Origin of the sequence: Apibacter sp. B2966, from assembly GCF_011082485.1 — a bacterium.
In the GTDB taxonomy this organism is placed as follows: domain Bacteria; phylum Bacteroidota; class Bacteroidia; order Flavobacteriales; family Weeksellaceae; genus Apibacter.
This window is the reverse complement of sequence record NZ_CP049714.1, coordinates 770,235-786,928: the sequence shown is the minus strand read 5'-3', so window position 1 is coordinate 786,928 and position 16,694 is coordinate 770,235. Positions and strand designations below refer to the sequence as shown.

General features: G+C 27.0%; 14 protein-coding genes and 1 tRNA gene. 7 read left to right on the top strand and 8 right to left on the bottom strand.

Features of this window, described 5'->3' with window-relative positions:
* Positions 1-169: 169 nt before the first annotated feature.
* From G8C43_RS03365 to G8C43_RS03350, 4 genes are all read left to right on the top strand, one after another.
* Positions 170-1,843, top strand: coding sequence for a T9SS type A sorting domain-containing protein (locus G8C43_RS03365; protein ID WP_166004167.1), 1,674 nt, complete (start codon positions 170-172; stop codon positions 1,841-1,843).
* A gap of 311 nt (positions 1,844-2,154) precedes the next feature.
* Positions 2,155-3,765 (top strand): T9SS type A sorting domain-containing protein, encoded by a 1,611-nt coding sequence (locus tag G8C43_RS03360; RefSeq protein WP_166004165.1) that lies wholly within the window; start codon positions 2,155-2,157, stop codon positions 3,763-3,765.
* 221 nt (positions 3,766-3,986) lie between these two features.
* Positions 3,987-5,771, top strand: coding sequence for a T9SS type A sorting domain-containing protein (locus G8C43_RS03355; protein WP_166004163.1), 1,785 nt, complete (start codon positions 3,987-3,989; stop codon positions 5,769-5,771).
* A gap of 336 nt (positions 5,772-6,107) precedes the next feature.
* A complete protein-coding gene (locus tag G8C43_RS03350; RefSeq protein ID WP_166004161.1) occupies positions 6,108-7,967 on the top strand; it encodes a T9SS type A sorting domain-containing protein in 1,860 nt (619 codons plus the stop codon).
* A 120-nt stretch (positions 7,968-8,087) separates the two neighbouring features.
* Here G8C43_RS03350 and G8C43_RS03345 read toward each other — a convergent pair whose 3' ends face one another.
* The 3 genes from G8C43_RS03345 to G8C43_RS03335 all read right to left on the bottom strand — a co-directional run bounded on the left by G8C43_RS03345 (position 8,088) and on the right by G8C43_RS03335 (position 11,279).
* A complete protein-coding gene (locus G8C43_RS03345; protein WP_166004159.1) occupies positions 8,088-8,996 on the bottom strand; it encodes a nuclear transport factor 2 family protein in 909 nt (302 codons plus the stop codon).
* 178 nt (positions 8,997-9,174) lie between these two features.
* A complete protein-coding gene (locus G8C43_RS03340) occupies positions 9,175-10,017 on the bottom strand; it encodes an AraC family transcriptional regulator (protein WP_166004157.1) in 843 nt (280 codons plus the stop codon).
* A gap of 125 nt (positions 10,018-10,142) precedes the next feature.
* Entirely contained in the window at positions 10,143-11,279 is a 1,137-nt protein-coding gene (locus G8C43_RS03335) for an acyltransferase family protein (protein WP_166004155.1), read from the bottom strand.
* A 150-nt stretch (positions 11,280-11,429) separates the two neighbouring features.
* On the opposite strand from G8C43_RS03335, the gene G8C43_RS03330 reads away from it, so the two are divergent.
* Together G8C43_RS03330 and G8C43_RS03325 are read left to right on the top strand one after the other, a co-directional pair.
* Positions 11,430-12,269: a helix-turn-helix domain-containing protein gene (locus G8C43_RS03330; RefSeq protein ID WP_166004153.1), complete on the top strand. Its 840-nt coding sequence runs from the start codon at positions 11,430-11,432 to the stop codon at positions 12,267-12,269.
* 124 nt (positions 12,270-12,393) lie between these two features.
* A tRNA-Leu gene (locus G8C43_RS03325) sits at positions 12,394-12,476 on the top strand.
* 423 nt (positions 12,477-12,899) lie between these two features.
* Here the strand turns inward: G8C43_RS03325 and G8C43_RS03320 are convergent.
* The gene (locus G8C43_RS03320) at positions 12,900-13,166 is read right to left on the bottom strand and encodes a hypothetical protein (protein WP_166004151.1); all 267 of its coding nucleotides are present in this window, start codon (positions 13,164-13,166) and stop codon (positions 12,900-12,902) included.
* Between the two features lie 470 nt (positions 13,167-13,636).
* Between G8C43_RS03320 and G8C43_RS03315 the strand changes: the two genes are divergently transcribed.
* Complete coding sequence (locus tag G8C43_RS03315; protein WP_160557258.1) at positions 13,637-13,984, top strand: hypothetical protein; 348 nt, start codon at positions 13,637-13,639, stop codon at positions 13,982-13,984.
* A 65-nt stretch (positions 13,985-14,049) separates the two neighbouring features.
* Here the strand turns inward: G8C43_RS03315 and G8C43_RS03310 are convergent, their stop codons facing one another.
* The 4 genes from G8C43_RS03310 to G8C43_RS03295 form a co-directional block, all read right to left on the bottom strand.
* On the bottom strand, positions 14,050-14,727 hold the full coding sequence (locus G8C43_RS03310; protein ID WP_105297898.1) for an OmpA family protein: 678 nt from the start codon (positions 14,725-14,727) through the stop codon (positions 14,050-14,052).
* Positions 14,728-14,757: 30 nt separating this feature from the next.
* Positions 14,758-15,234 carry a lipocalin family protein gene (locus G8C43_RS03305; RefSeq protein ID WP_160563934.1) on the bottom strand — a complete coding sequence of 159 codons (477 nt, stop codon included), beginning with the start codon at positions 15,232-15,234 and terminating at the stop codon, positions 14,758-14,760.
* Between the two features lie 58 nt (positions 15,235-15,292).
* The gene (locus tag G8C43_RS03300) at positions 15,293-15,766 is read right to left on the bottom strand and encodes a DUF6702 family protein (RefSeq protein ID WP_146105600.1); all 474 of its coding nucleotides are present in this window, start codon (positions 15,764-15,766) and stop codon (positions 15,293-15,295) included.
* 62 nt (positions 15,767-15,828) lie between these two features.
* Complete coding sequence (locus G8C43_RS03295; RefSeq protein ID WP_166004149.1) at positions 15,829-16,542, bottom strand: TIGR00730 family Rossman fold protein; 714 nt, start codon at positions 16,540-16,542, stop codon at positions 15,829-15,831.
* Positions 16,543-16,694 lie beyond the last annotated feature (152 nt).

The window sequence follows — 16,694 nt, the reverse complement described above, 5'->3', positions numbered from 1 at the left end:
ATGCAATATTCATATTTTGATTCAATGAATAATTATGGGATAAATAGATTTTTAACGTTTAAATAATTGTAATAGTTTATTGTAAAAAAAATAATATTTTATTTTTAAATAAATCATATATTCATTTAAATATACTATATTAGCATAAAATATAAAAATTAATAATATTATGAAAAAAAATCTATTATTTATTTTGGCGTTCATGTCTGTAAGTGCCACTATGCCGGCTAAAGAATTAATTCTGGATAAAAAAGATTACATTGTAAATTATAATGTGGTTTCTTCAGTTTCAAAATATAATCCAATGGATGTCTATGGAATATTAAATTTTCTAATGCAATATTCTCAAGAAACAAAAAAATGGAATTATGAGAAACTAGGATTGAACTGGAATGATATTTATAACGCTTTATTGGGTAGATCCGATAATTTGATTGATAAATTATCATCAAATTTCATATGGGAAGAGCGCAATGGTTTTAAAGTCTTAACCAGTATTAAATTAAAAAATATTGATGAAGAAAAGAAATTAACCGGAAATTTTAACGGAAAATATTTTATACATTTAGAGTATTTGTATATTCAGGGTAATGAATTAACCTCCATAGATGTATCAAAAAATCCATTTCTTGTAGTTTTAAATTGTGAATATAATCAAATTAATACATTAAAAATATCTAATAATGGTAAACTAAAGTCTATTGAATGTAATAATAATAAACTTACATTTTTAGATGTATCTAATAATATATATTTACAAAAGTTAATCTGTGATAATAATCAACTTACCAATTTAAATTTATCAAACACAAAAAGATTAGGATTTTTACATTGTAACGGAAATAATTTAAAAGCTTTAGATGTATCCGATTGTTCAAATTTAGATGTACTTAATTGTAATGAAAATCAATTAACTTCAATAGATGTAACTAAAAATTTAAAATTAACTAGATTAGATTGTTCCAACAATAGTATATCAACTTTGGATTTATCTAATAATTTAATTTTATATAAATTAAGCTGTGATTATAATCAATTGTCTAAACTAGATTTATCTAAAAATTATTATTTATATGAATTAAGCTGTGATAACAATCAATTGCCTAAATTAGATTTATCCAATAATTATAGATTAAGAGAATTAAGATGCTCTTATAATAAATTAGCTAGTTTAGATGTAACAATGGATAATATAGCAAGTGTAATTTGTTCTCATAATCTATTGAAGTATTCAACTTTTGATATTAATACTAAAGGCTTAATATATCTTAGAGTATCACCTCAGGAAACAACCCAAGGAGGAAGTAAAAGTTTTTATGAGATTATAGATTTATCTTCGGACTTCAAGTCTAAAAATGGGGGACAAACCTATTATTCCTGGTATGATAAAGCAACCGGTTTGCCGGTAACTATGTATGCCTATAATGGGCGATTTATAGCGGGTTCGAAAAATGCGGGAAAAACATTGATTTGTAAGATGAGTGGAGGTCCCAGATTCAGAGGTTTTGAATTAGAGTATGAAGTAACTATACAAAAAATTTTACCTTTTTCTGCCAAAAGTTTAATAAGTACCCTACCGGAAAATTTTAAACTCATAGGAGGGCAAGAAAATGAAACAGAATCAATACAACTAACACCAAATCCGGTAATAGATATATTAAAAATAAATACTGCAGCAAAAGTAACCTCGGCAAGTGTTTACAATTATGCAGGAAAAGAAGTTAAAAGATATCCAAGAGTAATAAATAATGAATTGGATTTACAAGATTTATCTGCGGGAATTTATATAGTGAATCTTGCAACCGATCAGGGAATACTTTCTAAGAAAATTATTAAAAAGTAAATTAAAATAATAAAAGAACCTGCTAAAGAGCAGGTTTTTTTTTGTCCGAATAAAAGTATCATTTATATAAAAAAAACTATATTCAAATTTTCTCCAATCAGTTGAAAGTTTTTTTATGAATCTATCTTTAACAGCTATACTATGCAATATTCATATTTTTATTCAATGAATAATCATGGGATAAATAGATTTTTTAATGTTTAAATAATTGTAATAGTTTATTGTAAAAAAAATAATATTTTATTTTTTAATAAATTATATATTCATTTAAATATACTATATTAGCATAAAATATTAAAATTAATAATATTATGAAAAAAAATCTATTATTTATTTTGGCGTTCATGTTTGTAAGTGCCACTATACCGGCTAAAGAATTATTTTTGGATAAAAAAGATTATATTGTAAATAACAATATGGTTTCTTCAGTTACAAAATATAATCCAATAGATGTCTATGGAATATTAAATTTTCTAATGCAATATTCTCAAGAAACAAAAAAATGGAATTATGAGAAACTAGGGTTGAACTGGAAAGATATTTATAACACTTTAATGGGTAGACCTGAAATTTTGATTAATAAATTATCATCAAAATTCATATGGGAAGAGCGCAATGGTCATAAAGTTGTAACTAAAATTTATATAGATATTGTTTATGAAGAAAAGAAATTAACAGGAGATTTTAACGGAAAATATTTTAAGTATCTAGAGTATTTGTTTGTTGGGGGTAATAAATTAACCTCCTTAGATGTATCAAAAAATCCATTTCTTATAGTTTTAAATTGTGGATATAATCAAATTAATACGTTAAAAGTATGTAATAATGGTAAACTAAGTTATATTGATTGTAATAATAATAAACTTACATTTTTAGATGTATCTAATAATAAAAATTTATCAACATTACACTGCTATAATAATAAACTTACTAATTTAAATTTATCAAACACAAAAGGATTAGAATATTTATATTGTCACGAAAATAATTTAAAAGCTTTAGATGTGTCCGATTGTTTAAATTTAGGTGTACTTAATTGTAATGAAAATCAATTAACTTCAATAGATGTATCTAAAAATTTTTATTTATCTAGATTATATTGTTCCAACAATAGTATATCAACTTTGGATTTATCTAATAATTCAAATTTATATGAATTAAGCTGTGATAACAATCAATTGCCTAAACTAGATTTATTCAATAATTATCGTTTAAGAGATTTAAATTGCTCTTATAATAAATTAACTAGTTTAGATGTAACAATGGATAATATAAAAAAAGTATCTTGTTCTCATAATCTATTGAAGTATTCAACTTTTGATATTAATACTAAAGGCTTAATATATCTTAAAATATCACCTCAGGAAACAACCCAAGGAGGAAGTAAAAGTTTTTATGAGATTATAGATTTATCTTCGGACTTCAAGTCTAAAAATGGGGGGCAAACCTATTATTCCTGGTATGATAAAGCAACCGGTTTGCCGGTAACTATGTATGCCTATAATGGGCGATTTATAGCGGGTTCGAAGAATGCGGGAAAAACATTGATATGTAAGATGAGAGGAGGTCCCAGATTCGGGACTTTTGAATTAGAATATGAAGTAACGATACAAAAAATTTTACCTTTTTCAGCCAAAAGTTTAATAAGTACCATACCGGAAAATTTTAAACTCATAGGAGGGTTAGAAAATGAAACAGAATCAATACAACTAACTCCTAATCCGGTAATAGATATATTAAAAATAAATACAGCAGCAAAAGTAACATCAGTGAGTGTTTACAATTATGCAGGAAAAGAAGTTAAAAGATATCCAAGGGTAATAAATAATGAATTGGATTTGCAAGATTTGCCTTCAGGAATTTATATCGTAAATATAGATACCGAAATAGGAACATTATCCAAAAAAATTATAAAAAAATAATTTAAACAAAAATAAAGTAAAAAAACCTGCTTTTTTAGCAGGTTTTTTTTATGTGAAAAATAGTGGGTTTGATATTGAAAGCGATAAATTTATTATTAAAAATAGAATTATTTAAAATAATTTATAAAATAAATAATTAACTATTTATTTTTAAATAAGGTTCAAATAAAAATAAATATATTAATTTAGCATATTTAAATAATAAATAATTAAAAAATGTTATGAAAAAAAATCTACTTTTTATTTTATTGTGGTGTTTAATAACCACACCACTGTTGGCAACCGTTGATATTTCTAAACAAGAAAATTACTTGAGAGTACATTTTGTAGTATCTACTTCCACCAATTATGATGCGATGGATGTATATGGAATATTGAATTTTTTTATGCAATATTCGGAAAGTGAAAAAAAATGGAATTATGAACTGGCGGGGTTAACCTGGGAAGAAATGGCTAAGGCTATTAATGGAAATCCGGAGGTTATTTTTACAAAATTATCAGGAAAATTTGTTTGGAAAGATATTAGTGGTTTTAAAGTTTTAACTCAATTAAATTTAGAATCAAAAAAATTTAATGGAGTTTTTGATGGAAGATATTTTAAGAACTTAGAATATTTATATTGTTCAAATAATCGATTAACAACTATAGATGTAACTAAAAATGTTAATTTGAAGGGTTTATATTGTTATTTGAATCAATTAACAACTTTGGATGTCTCTAAAAATGTTAATTTGAAGGGGTTATATTGTGATTCCAATCAATTAGCGTTCTTAGATGTGTCCAAAAATCTTAATTTAACAACATTATATTGTTCTTCCAATCAGTTAATAACCTTGGATGTCTCTAAAAATCTTGATTTAACAACATTAGCTTGTTCTTCCAATCAATTAACAGCCTTGGATATCTCTAAAAATGTTAATTTGAATGATTTATATTGTTATTTGAATCAATTAACAACTTTTGATGTCTCTAATAATGTTAATTTGAATAAATTATATTGTGGTTCCAATCAGTTAACAACCTTGGATATCTCTAAAAATGTTAATTTAATATATTTAGGTTGTTATTCCAATCAATTAACAACCTTGGATATCTCTAAAAATGTTAATTTAACATATTTAAATTGTTATTCCAATAAATTAACAACTTTGGATGTATCTAAAAATGTTAATTTAATAACATTACATTGTAATTTGAATCAATTAACAACCTTAGATGTATCTAAAAATGTTAATTTAACAACATTAAATTGTTCTTCCAATCAATTAACCACTTTGGATGTATCTAAAAATGTTAATCTACTATACTTATATTTTAGTGATAATAAGATATCTCAATTGCAAGTTCCGAAAGTTCATAAGATAAGTGAATTAAGTGGAATTAATAATAATTTAAAATTATCCGCCTTAAAAGGAAATTTTCTTACAATTAAATCTTTAAAATTAAGCCCACAAGCAACGCTTCAAGGAGGAGTTAAAGGTATTTTTGAAGTGTTGGATTTATCTTCAGAATATAGTATTGATGGAAAATATACTACCTATACCTGGTATGATAAAACAACTAAACAAGAAGTAGGCGTCTATGCGCTAAAAGGTAAATTTTATGCCGGTCCGGAAAATGCAGGCAAAACTTTGATCTGTAAGATGAAAAATGAATTAATTCCAAACTTTGTTTTAGAATATGAAGTAAAGATAAAAAATACCGTATCATTTGCTTCAAGAAATATAAATGAAATCATACCGGAAGGATTTGTATGGGTAGGTCCTCAAAAAAATGAAACAGAATCGATACAACTATTTCCTAATCCGGTAATAGATATATTAAAAATAAATACTACAGCAAATGTAACATCGGCAAGTGTTTACAATTATTCAGGAAAAGAAGTTAAAAGATATCCAAGGATAATAAATAATGAATTGGATTTACAGGATTTGCCTGCAGGAATTTATATCGTGAATCTTACAACTGATCAGGGAATACTTTCTAAGAAAATTATTAAAAAGTAAATTATAATAATTAAAGAACCTGCAAAAGAGCAGGTTTTTTTTTATTTATAAGTTGATAAAAATACAAACGTTTAATAATAAAAACACTTCATCAAAGGCCGATTTAAATAAAGTTTATAGTTCAATTACTCATATAATTCCCTGCTTATTACGTATGTTTTTTTGTTAAAAATTAGCTGTGCCATATTCTATAGATAAATATGGAATTAATTGATTATCAAAATTAAACAGGATCCATGTTAAAATATACAAAAAAAAATATTTTATTTTTAATAACTAATTATTTAAATTATTATTGATATATTAGCATATTAAAATTTATAAAATAATAATATTATGAAAAAAAATTTATTTTTTATGTTGTTATGCGTCTTATTGAGCGCAACAATGCTGGCTAAAGATCCTGTTTTGGAAAAAAGACATTATTTAGTAAGTAATTTTGATGTTTCAAAAATCTCTGTTTATGATCCAAGGGATGTTTTAGGAATTTTGAATTTTTTAATGCAATATTCTGAAGAGGATAACGAATGGAATTATGAGCAGTTAGGATTGACCTGGAAAGATATGGTTGATGCCATAAATGGTAAGACTAACTGTGTCATTTTAAAATTATTTCGCAGATTTGAGTGGGAAGATAAAAATGGAGTTAAAGTTTTAACTTTTTTAGATTTGAGTAATTACGATAGTTTAAGTAAAAATAAATTTTATGGAGAATTTGATGGAAAATATTTTAAAAATTTAAAAGAATTGTATATAAATTCAACACAATTAACTTCAATTGATTTATCTAAGAATTTAAATTTAACAAAATTTGTTTCTAGAGAAAATAATTTAACTTCATTAGATGTATCAAAGAATATTAATTTAAAATTTTTAGATTGTAGCCAGAATTCACTAAATAAATTGGATTTATCACAAAATGTGAATTTAGTAAGTTTGAATTGTTCTAATAATCAATTTACCACTTTAGATGTATCTAAGTATATTAATTTAAAATTTTTAGATTGTAGCCAGAATTCACTAAATAATTTGGACTTATCACAAAATGTTAAATTAGTAAGTTTGAATTGTTCATATAATCAATTTACCACTTTAGATGTATCAAAAAATGTGGAATTAGTAAGTTTGTTTGGTTCTAATAATCAACTTATCACTTTAGATGTATCAAAAAATGTGGAATTAGAAGAATTATACTGTGATAATAATCAATTAACATCATTGGATTTATCAAATAATTTTAAATTAAAAGAATTAAATTGTTCTAAAAATAAATTAAATACTTTAGATGTATCGAATAATAAACTTGAATATTTATTCTGTTATAAAAATGAACTAATAACTTTAAATGTTTCCAATGCTATTAATTTAAAAAATTTAAATTGTTCTGAAAATAAACTAACTAATTTAGATGTATCAAATAGTACAGAGCTAAAAGAATTAGATTGCAGTTTAAATAAGCTTACTTCTTTAAATACATCTAAAAATAGTAAATTAATTATACTCACTTGTAACTATAATCAATTAGGCTCATTAGACTTAACGGCTAATAAATTATTTGTATTAATTGCAAATAATAATCAATTTAAAATTTCAACTCTTAAAGGTGATTTCGCTAAAATAGAATTTATCGGATTTACTCCTCAATCAACTCTACAAGGAGGTACAAAGGGTTACTTAGACATATTGGATCTTTCTTCTGAATATAATTTCCGAGGAAAGAAAACAACCTATGTTTGGTATGATAAAGCCACCCAAAAAGAGGTAAAAGTGAATGGAAGTAGAGGTAAGTTTTACGCAAGTCGAAAAAATGCAGGAAAAACATTAATTTGTGAAATGAAAAATGATTTAATTACCAATTTAACTTTAAAGTACGAAGTAACCATAGCCAATTCAGCAAGATTTGTTGAAAATAATACGAATGCGTTTGCTATTGAAGAAATTAAATCAGAAAATCCTTCTGTGAATTGGGTAGAGTCAATTAAACTATATCCTAATCCGGTTGTTGATATTGTAAAGATCACATCACCTTTTAAAACTTTATCGCTTGATGTATATAATTATTCCGGAAAGTTAGTAAAAACTTTTCCATCTCTTAAAAACAACGAAATAAATGTGCAAGACCTGGCTCCGGGAATATACATAGTAACACTTACAACCGATCAAGGTATAATAACTAAGAAAATCATAAAAAAATAATTTAAAAATGTAAAAAAACCTGCATAAAGTGCAGGTTTTTTATTTTGAAATATTATTTAAAACTATAAAATAGATAATTTAAACTACTTTTTTAAATCCTTTTTACTCAATTGAATAAATTTAAAATTTACCGTTTTTATTTTTATGTTCAGCATTCGCAGGTATGGTTTCCACAATATCCCAATGTTCAGCAATTTTACCATTTTCAATTCTGAATAAATCATAGAATGAAGTGGGTTTATTGGCCATAATACCTTCAGAAACTACTAATACAAAATTTCCTTCTCCTAAGATTTTATGAATTTGAGTATATTTGAAAGTAAGTCCCATTTTATTCAATTTCTCTAAGCCGGCTTTTAATCCGTCTAACCCGTCACCAATGAGTGGGTGGTGTTGAATGTAATTATTTCCGTTAAAATAATTTTCCAAGTTGGAAGGATTTTTACCCATCAAGACATCCGTAACAAAACCTTCGGCTACCGCTTTGTTTGCTTTCAATCCGGCCTCATCAGTTTCTTTGATTGTAGTATCCCCATCTATTAACGTATGTCCGCTTGGATTCTTCGGTTGTTCAGCTTGTAAATTGTCCCAATGTTCTACAATTAATCCGTTTTCAAAACGGAAAATATCAAATCCAACGGTTGGAGTTTTATACCCATATTCCGTTTGGGCAACAACATAATCCCCGTCACTCAACATACGTACAATGTTAACACTCGGTTTAGAAGCTGATAAACTTTTCACAAGGGTCTTAAAACCTTCAACGCCGTCAGCTGCTCCCAAATTGTGTTGAATATACTTATTTGGATTAATGTATTTCAACGGTGCTTCATTTCCTGTGTTAAATGAAGAAAGTAACTCCCTAACTTTTTCTTTATTAGAGGGTTCTTCGTTTTCCGCGGTAGAATCTTCCACCTTTTCAGTGTTCGTTTGATCCGTAGCTTCAACAGGTTCTTTTTTAGTTTGGTTGCAAGAAACTGCTAACAAAGCTATTCCGACAACCGCTGCTAGATAACTTATTTTTTTCATATTATTAAAAATTTATTATTTATTATTCATCAATTCACTTATAGGCATTTTTAATTTTTTATGTTTATAAAAACAGGCGTATTCAGTGTTTTTCAACTGTTGTAAGAATTTTATTCGTGTAAAGGTAAGTGTGGATTTTATGAGTGTAATGATAAAAAGTATGCCAAAGCTGATAAATTTAGGACAGGTGTTGCTTTTTAAAATCGATAGGGCTAATACCTACACACTTTCTAAAAAATTTGCTGAAATTGGTGGGTTCGTCAAATCCCAGTTCAAATGAAATTTCCTTTATATTGAGTTCACTGTAAACCAAAAGTCTTTTTGCTTCTAATAAAATTCGTTCATCAATATATTCTTTGGGACTTTTACCGACAGTGTTTTTAAGAGCTTTTGATAAAGCTTTGGGCGATATACCCAAACTGGAGACATAATTATTTACTTTTCTCAGGATCTTGTAATTTTTTTCTACAGCGAGTGAAAACTCTAAAGTAACAGAATAACACGAAGAAGAAAGAATATTTAACGAATGACTAGTAATTTTTTTTGAATAAATAAGAAAACTACTCAGTAAATGATGTAAAATATCGGGAATATAAGGATCTTGTTCAGGAGAATAGATTTTTTTCATCAATTCCCAAATGGAATCTAAATATTCATGCGTTTCAACAGGAATATTTTTGGTAAAAGGGTTGAAAAGCTCCGATTGCTTAATTAAGCGCCTTTCGTATTCATTACGAATATAAAAATCATCGGTAAACAAAATAATTTCACCCGTATAGGTAGATTCCACATCAAAAGATAAAACTTGATCTTTGCCTATAAATAAAATTTGTCCTTCCCTGACTTCAATCGGACTAAAATCTACTTTTTGAATTGTTTTACCGCTTGTAATCCGTATAATTTGATAAAAATTTGTTCTATGCGGCTTACTGGTTATAGAACATGCCCTTTGATTCATCTGAGTCAAATTTTTTATTTCAAAACCAAAAGGTAAAAGTTCATTAAAGGTATAAGATATCAAAAGAAAATTTTATACAAAGATAAAAAAATCGAAGTCATATAAACAAAGCATTATTTTATACACATTTTTATGATACTGTTTATGCTTTTGCATAAAAAATATCTATGTTTCGGAATACTAATTGATTATTTTTTATAATTTAAAAATCGTTTACGTAGCCATTCTCGAATCGGCATATCATAAAATTTCATGGACAAATAAGCAACAATGATGGAAATTAAAACTACCAGCAATCCATATTGCCATGATTGCTCCAAGGAAAGTTGATGATTGGCAATATAAGCCATATAAATATTAATAAATGGAAAATGGGTAATATAAATAGGGTAGGAGATGTCTCCCAGAAATTTACATACTGTCATTGCTTTCGGATTTTTTATTTTTCCTCCTGCGCCCAACCATATAATCAAAGGAAAGAAAATCATTAAACATATGCATTCATACCAGCGATTCCATAAGTTATTTTCACCTCCTAAATGAGGTACGGATAGAAGTATGATCAACAAAAGAGAAGTTATCAAAAAAGCATGATTAATAAAACGAAGTTTTCCAATCCTGGCTAACAATAATCCGGCTAAAAAAGGAAAAGCTAAACGGGTAAAACCGATTCTTAACTGAATAGGGTCATCAATAGACCATCCCCCGATGATGTCACCTATCGGATTTGTAAACGCATATTGAATCGTAACTCCGGCAGCAACAAGTACCAAAATAAAAAGCATTAATTTGCTGATTCTTCGTAAAATAAGGGCATAAATGATATTGGCTATATATTCAAGAAATAGAGACCAGGCAGGACCGTTCAGAGGATACATTTCATTCCAACCGCGAATGTCTAAGTCTTTGCCGACAGGAATTAAAAACATGCCGATAACCATCAATAGAACTAATTTCAAAAGAGAAACATCAGAAGTTGCTTTCCATCCCAATGCAGGAGCATCCTGGAAATAATATAATAAAGCCCCTAAAAGCATTCCGGCAATAATCATAGGATGAAGTCGAATGATACGGCGTTTAAAAAAATCTTTTAAAGTCATGCTTCCCCAGCGATCATCGTATGCATATCCTAAGACAAATCCGGATAACATAAAGAAAAAATCTACAGCCAAGTATCCATGGTTTATAATTTGTAAGCTATGATCACCGCCCGTATAGATTTCAAGAACATGGAATAAAACCACCATAATAGCTGCAACTCCTCGTAAACCGTCAAGAATTACATAATGTGGCTTGGAAGCTTTTAAATCCGTTATATTTTTCATCATTAGAAGATATTGATTTCTTATTCGGATAACAAAAGTAAACTAATGATTAGTTGAACTATTGAAATATATTCTATTATTATTGTCTTATATTTGTATACAAATAATGCGTAATATTAGTAAGTGTATAAAAACATCAAATACATTCACTTGCCAACATTTGAAAATCAATCTTTTCGATTTGATCATGTAAAAATATATTGGAATGAACAGGTAACTTTCCATGAACAAAAAACATGGGAATTATCCTACATAATAACCGGCAGTGGAACCAGAAAAATGGGGGATCGGCTCGAACCCTTTCAATGCAACGAAATCGTTCTTATCCCCCCTCATATCCCTCATTGTTGGCTTTTTGAAGAATCCGATTATGATGCAGAAGGTAAGATAGAGAACATTACCCTTACATTTTCTGATCGATTTCTTGATAATTGTAAATTAACTTTTAACGAATTGCACCCATACATCCAAAAAATACAAAATTATAAACAAGCAATATCATTTATAGGAGCTCATCTGGCGAAACTTCAAAACATTTTGAAACAGATGATTGATCAATCGGAGATTGAAAGGATTTCATCTTTCATTCAAATATTAACATTACTAGGTAATTCCGATCATAGAATATTAGCAGGTAACCGAATAGAGGAAGATAAACAAATCCTTCGGTTACAAAAAATACAGCTTTATATAATGAACAATTATCAAAATACCATCACTTTAGAAGAAATGTCACAATTAGTAAATATGAACAAATCGTCATTTTGTATTTTCTTTAAAAAGATGATGGGTAAATCTTTAATGACTTACTTAAATGAATTTAGAGTGGAATCTTCCTGTCAAATGATTCAAAAAACCAATATGACCATTGCAGAAGTATGTTATTACTCAGGTTTCAAGGATGTGCCTTATTACAATAGAATTTTTAAGAAAATTAAAAATTGCACACCCAATGAATATCGAAAAAGATTTTTTCAAACGGGAAGATAAGTAACTATCGAAAGATTACACTATAAAAAAAATGCTTATCTAAGTGTGGAAAAATTTAAAATTATCTTAGAGGTGAAATACTAATATTAGTATATTTGCAAAGCTAAAAATAAACAACTTTTAAACTCACGTGGTGGAATTGGTAGACACGCCATCTTGAGGGGGTGGTGTCCATAGGATGTGCCGGTTCGAATCCGGTCGTGAGTACTTATTTTGAAATCTTTTATTTACTGTTATAATTTGATTATTCATATTATTTATTATGAATATATTTAAGGTATTAGATAAAAAGTTGATTAAAGTAAAAACGAATTTTTAAATTTTAATTTCTTTAATTAAATTAAAAAGTAATTTTATACAAATTTCTGATTTTAGAATTTAGATAAATTTTTTGGTTGGTTGTAATCAAGGGAAGATGTGTAAATATATTATTACTAAGTTTATCTCTATACTTGTAAAAATACTATTGAATATTTTTTATACTTTATAACTAACTTGAACTTTTATTTAAACCTTTACCATAATTTCGCTTATAACAATAAAAAATTTACATTCAAATCCTAAAATCAGAAATCTATATAAAACTTATTATTTTAATAATGCAATATATTTTCCATTCATAATAATTTATTATTTTTCAAGTATTTTATTTATAGCATCTCTTTTCTCTATATTAGTTAAATATTCCTGCATCAATTTATACAAATCATATTTTCCTAAAGATCCTCCATTTAAATTTAAAACTTCAGTAAATATTAAAACAGCATTATTAATATCATTGATATCTAAAAACTCAAAATCTCTAGAAAATTTTTGGTCTTTGAATTTTTTAAATCCTTTATTATAGATTTTATTTAATATATCAATTAATTGACAATGGTTATTAAAATTATTCATAATTTACTATATTTTTTTGTTATTTATTTATTTTTATTTTTTCAATATGTTGTAGAATATTATTCTTTTTCAATTACATTTATTAATATAACTTTATATTGAATTATTTTATTATTTATACTGATTTTTAAACAATTTATAGACGAATATTTTATTTTAAAATATTAAAATTATATAATTAAATACAAAGACGAGTAAATCATTTATTAATAATGTTCTATTAAAAAATTATTGGAATTATTAAGAAATAGTACGTATTAGCTTATATTTATTAATAGAATTCATATTTCCAAAAAAGAGTTATTTATTATATTTAAAGGAATTGTTTATACTTAATCTAAGAATTGATTAAAAAAGAATTATTAAACAATAACACTTTTGCTATTGAATTTTTAATTAATTTAAAGAATATATTAAATATATAAATACATTTTATTATAAATTTACGTGAATAAAAATTTGACTTGAAAATGAACGAGGCTCAACTTTGGAGTAAAATTGAACAATTTTTCAAAGAGAAGTTTGCACATGAGGATATTCCCGATTTAAATACGATGATATTTTTAATTGGTTTGCAAGAATTAGGACTAGGATATAAAAAGTATAAAAAAGACGAAAAAATGAACCTGATACATATAGCCGTATGCAGGTTATTGGAACCTTTCGGATATTATAAACTCGATGGATATGATAAAGACAATTGGCCGCATTATAAATTAATTGAAAAGCTGCCCGATTTGAAGCCTAATGAGCAAACTTTGCTTATGAAAAAAGCGATCATCCAATATTTCATGGATGAAAAATTACTGGATATTTAAAATAAAAAAGACAAACTTTCGTCTGTCTTTCTATTCAAAATTATATAAAGTATAAAATATATTAATTAGTTGGATTCAGCTTTAGCATCACGAATCATTTTTTCGTTGGCAGTAATAGAAAATTCAACTCTTCTATTTAAAGCTCTACCGGCTTCAGTGCTGTTATCTCCAATTGGATCCGCTTTACCAAAACCTTTAATGGTGAATCGGCTGGAGCTGATACCGTTACTGGATAAATAATTAGCAACACTTTTTGCTCTGTTTTCAGATAAATTTAAATTATATTGATCTGCACCTTTTGCGTCAGTATATCCGAAAATACCAATATTAGTATCCGGGTATTGTTTAAAAACAGATACAATTTTATCTAAATTTTGTTGAGCAGTAGGAGTTAAAGTAGCTTTATCAAAATCAAAACGAATAGCATTTTCATTAAGTACAACTTTTATTCCTTCCCCTACACGTTCAACTGAAGCACCCGGTACACTTTCCTGTATTTGTCGTGCTTGTTGATCCATTTTGTGTCCAATTAAACCTCCGGTGGTTCCACCCACGGCAGCACCGATTACGGCTCCTAAAGCAGCATTGTTTTTATTACCTACATTATTTCCAATTACAGCACCTAAAACACCTCCTGCAACAGCTCCTAATCCGGCACCTTTTTGGGTATCATTGGTGTTACAAGACATTAGAATGCTAACAGATAATAAGATTAAAGTTAATCTTGTAAATATTGATTTCATAATTATAATTATATAGTGTATTTCAAGTTATTATTTTAATTTACCGGATGATAATTTACTGAAATGATAAGTAATAGTAACCCCGCTGATAACTTGACTTAATTTAAATTCATTTTCAGAAAGAATTTCATATAAATACGTAGTTCCTGTGGTTACTTTTCTTGCTTTATCACCTTCATTAAGCAATTTTAATACAAGCATATTTTGTTTGTCGATATACCATGTAAAGTTTTGAGTTAAAGCCGGGCAAGTATTGCCTCCCTGCAAAGTAAAATTACCTCTGTTATTATTAGCGATAAAATACCATACACTGTTTTTTAAACATTGAGCATCATATTCATCAAAAGCTTTAACCTTTACCATGTTTTCAGAATATGAAACGCGGTCAAGATTCCATGTACCTCTTACATCTCTTTGAGAAGATCTGTCCAGAGCAACAGAATTTGAAGAAGAGCAAGAATAAAAAATAAACATGCTCAAAATTCCTAAAATCATTAATTTTTTCATAAAAGAAATTTATTTTAATTTATAATTATCATTTAAAAAACGTAGTTAAATCAAACGATTAAAACGTTAGCTTTCCGCTTTCAGAACCTTTTTTACACACTAAAGATTTCTTTTGTCCATTGACGATAAAATTTATAAAATTCTGCTGATCAGGAAATTTATCCAATAACAAAGAATTCTTTATAGTGATTGATGAAACCGAATTGATACCCGATACCTCATAATAAATCCAAACTACATTTCCATCCGGATTTTTAGAAGAAAAAGTAAAATTTACGGGAGTATCATCTATACTTATTTTAACGTTATTTTGAAGATATTTATTAAGTGCAATATCAAAATCGTTGGAATTTACTTTTTTACCAATGGTTTGTTCAATATGTTCAAGGTTAACTTTTGAAGAAACTTTTAATGTTTTGCTGCTGGAAACATATTCCACTTTAGTTATCGAAGTAAAAAAATCCGAAGAATAAAAATTATAGAAACCTAAACATATAAAAGATAAAACAAAAAAAAGAATAAACTTTTTCATTATAGGTTGAATTATATTATCACTCATTCTGCAACTGCAAACAAATTTAATGCCAAATAGTTTTAAAAATTTTGTTTAATACTGTATTTATTATAAAAAGCATGGATGTGTCCTACAGCTTCATCAGCAGTATCAACAAGTCGGAACAAACTAAAATCAATTTCCTTAATATAATTATCTTCAAGCATAGACTTTCGCATCCATTCCAATAATCCGGCCCAATAGTCCGTACCCACCAATACAATCGGGAATTTACTAGTTTTTTTTGTTTGAATTAAAGTTAACGCTTCAAACAGCTCATCCATGGTACCCAAACCGCCTGGCATAACAATAAAACCTTGCGAATATTTGAGAAACATAACTTTCCTGACAAAAAAATAATTGAAATTCATACTTAATTTATGATCAACATACGGATTACTTCCTGTTTCAAAAGGTAATTCAATATTTAAACCAATTGATTTTCCTCCCGCAGCCTGTGCTCCTTTATTTCCCGCTTCCATAATTCCGGGTCCTCCTCCCGTAATAATACCAAAACCTATTTTAGTAAGCTTATAAGAAATTTCTTCCGTTAATTGGTAATATTTATTTTCAGGATTAGTTCGAGCAGAACCGAATATGGATACACAAGGGCCTATTTTAGTCATTGTTTCAAAACCGTTGGTAAACTCAGCCATAAGTTTAAAAAGCATCCAACTGTCCCGCGTTTTTATTTCATTCCAATTTTTTTGATTAAAATTCTGAGCTATAAACTCTTTATTTTCTGAATTATGCATTTTTTAATATTTAAATTACATGTACAGCAAAATTACTGTTTATTACGATTTCTACATCATAAAATTGTTAATCATTTTATTAAAATTTTACTATTTTCACGAGGAAGTATCAATTTTTTTAGCAAAATATTTTAGATTTTTTAAAATAAGAA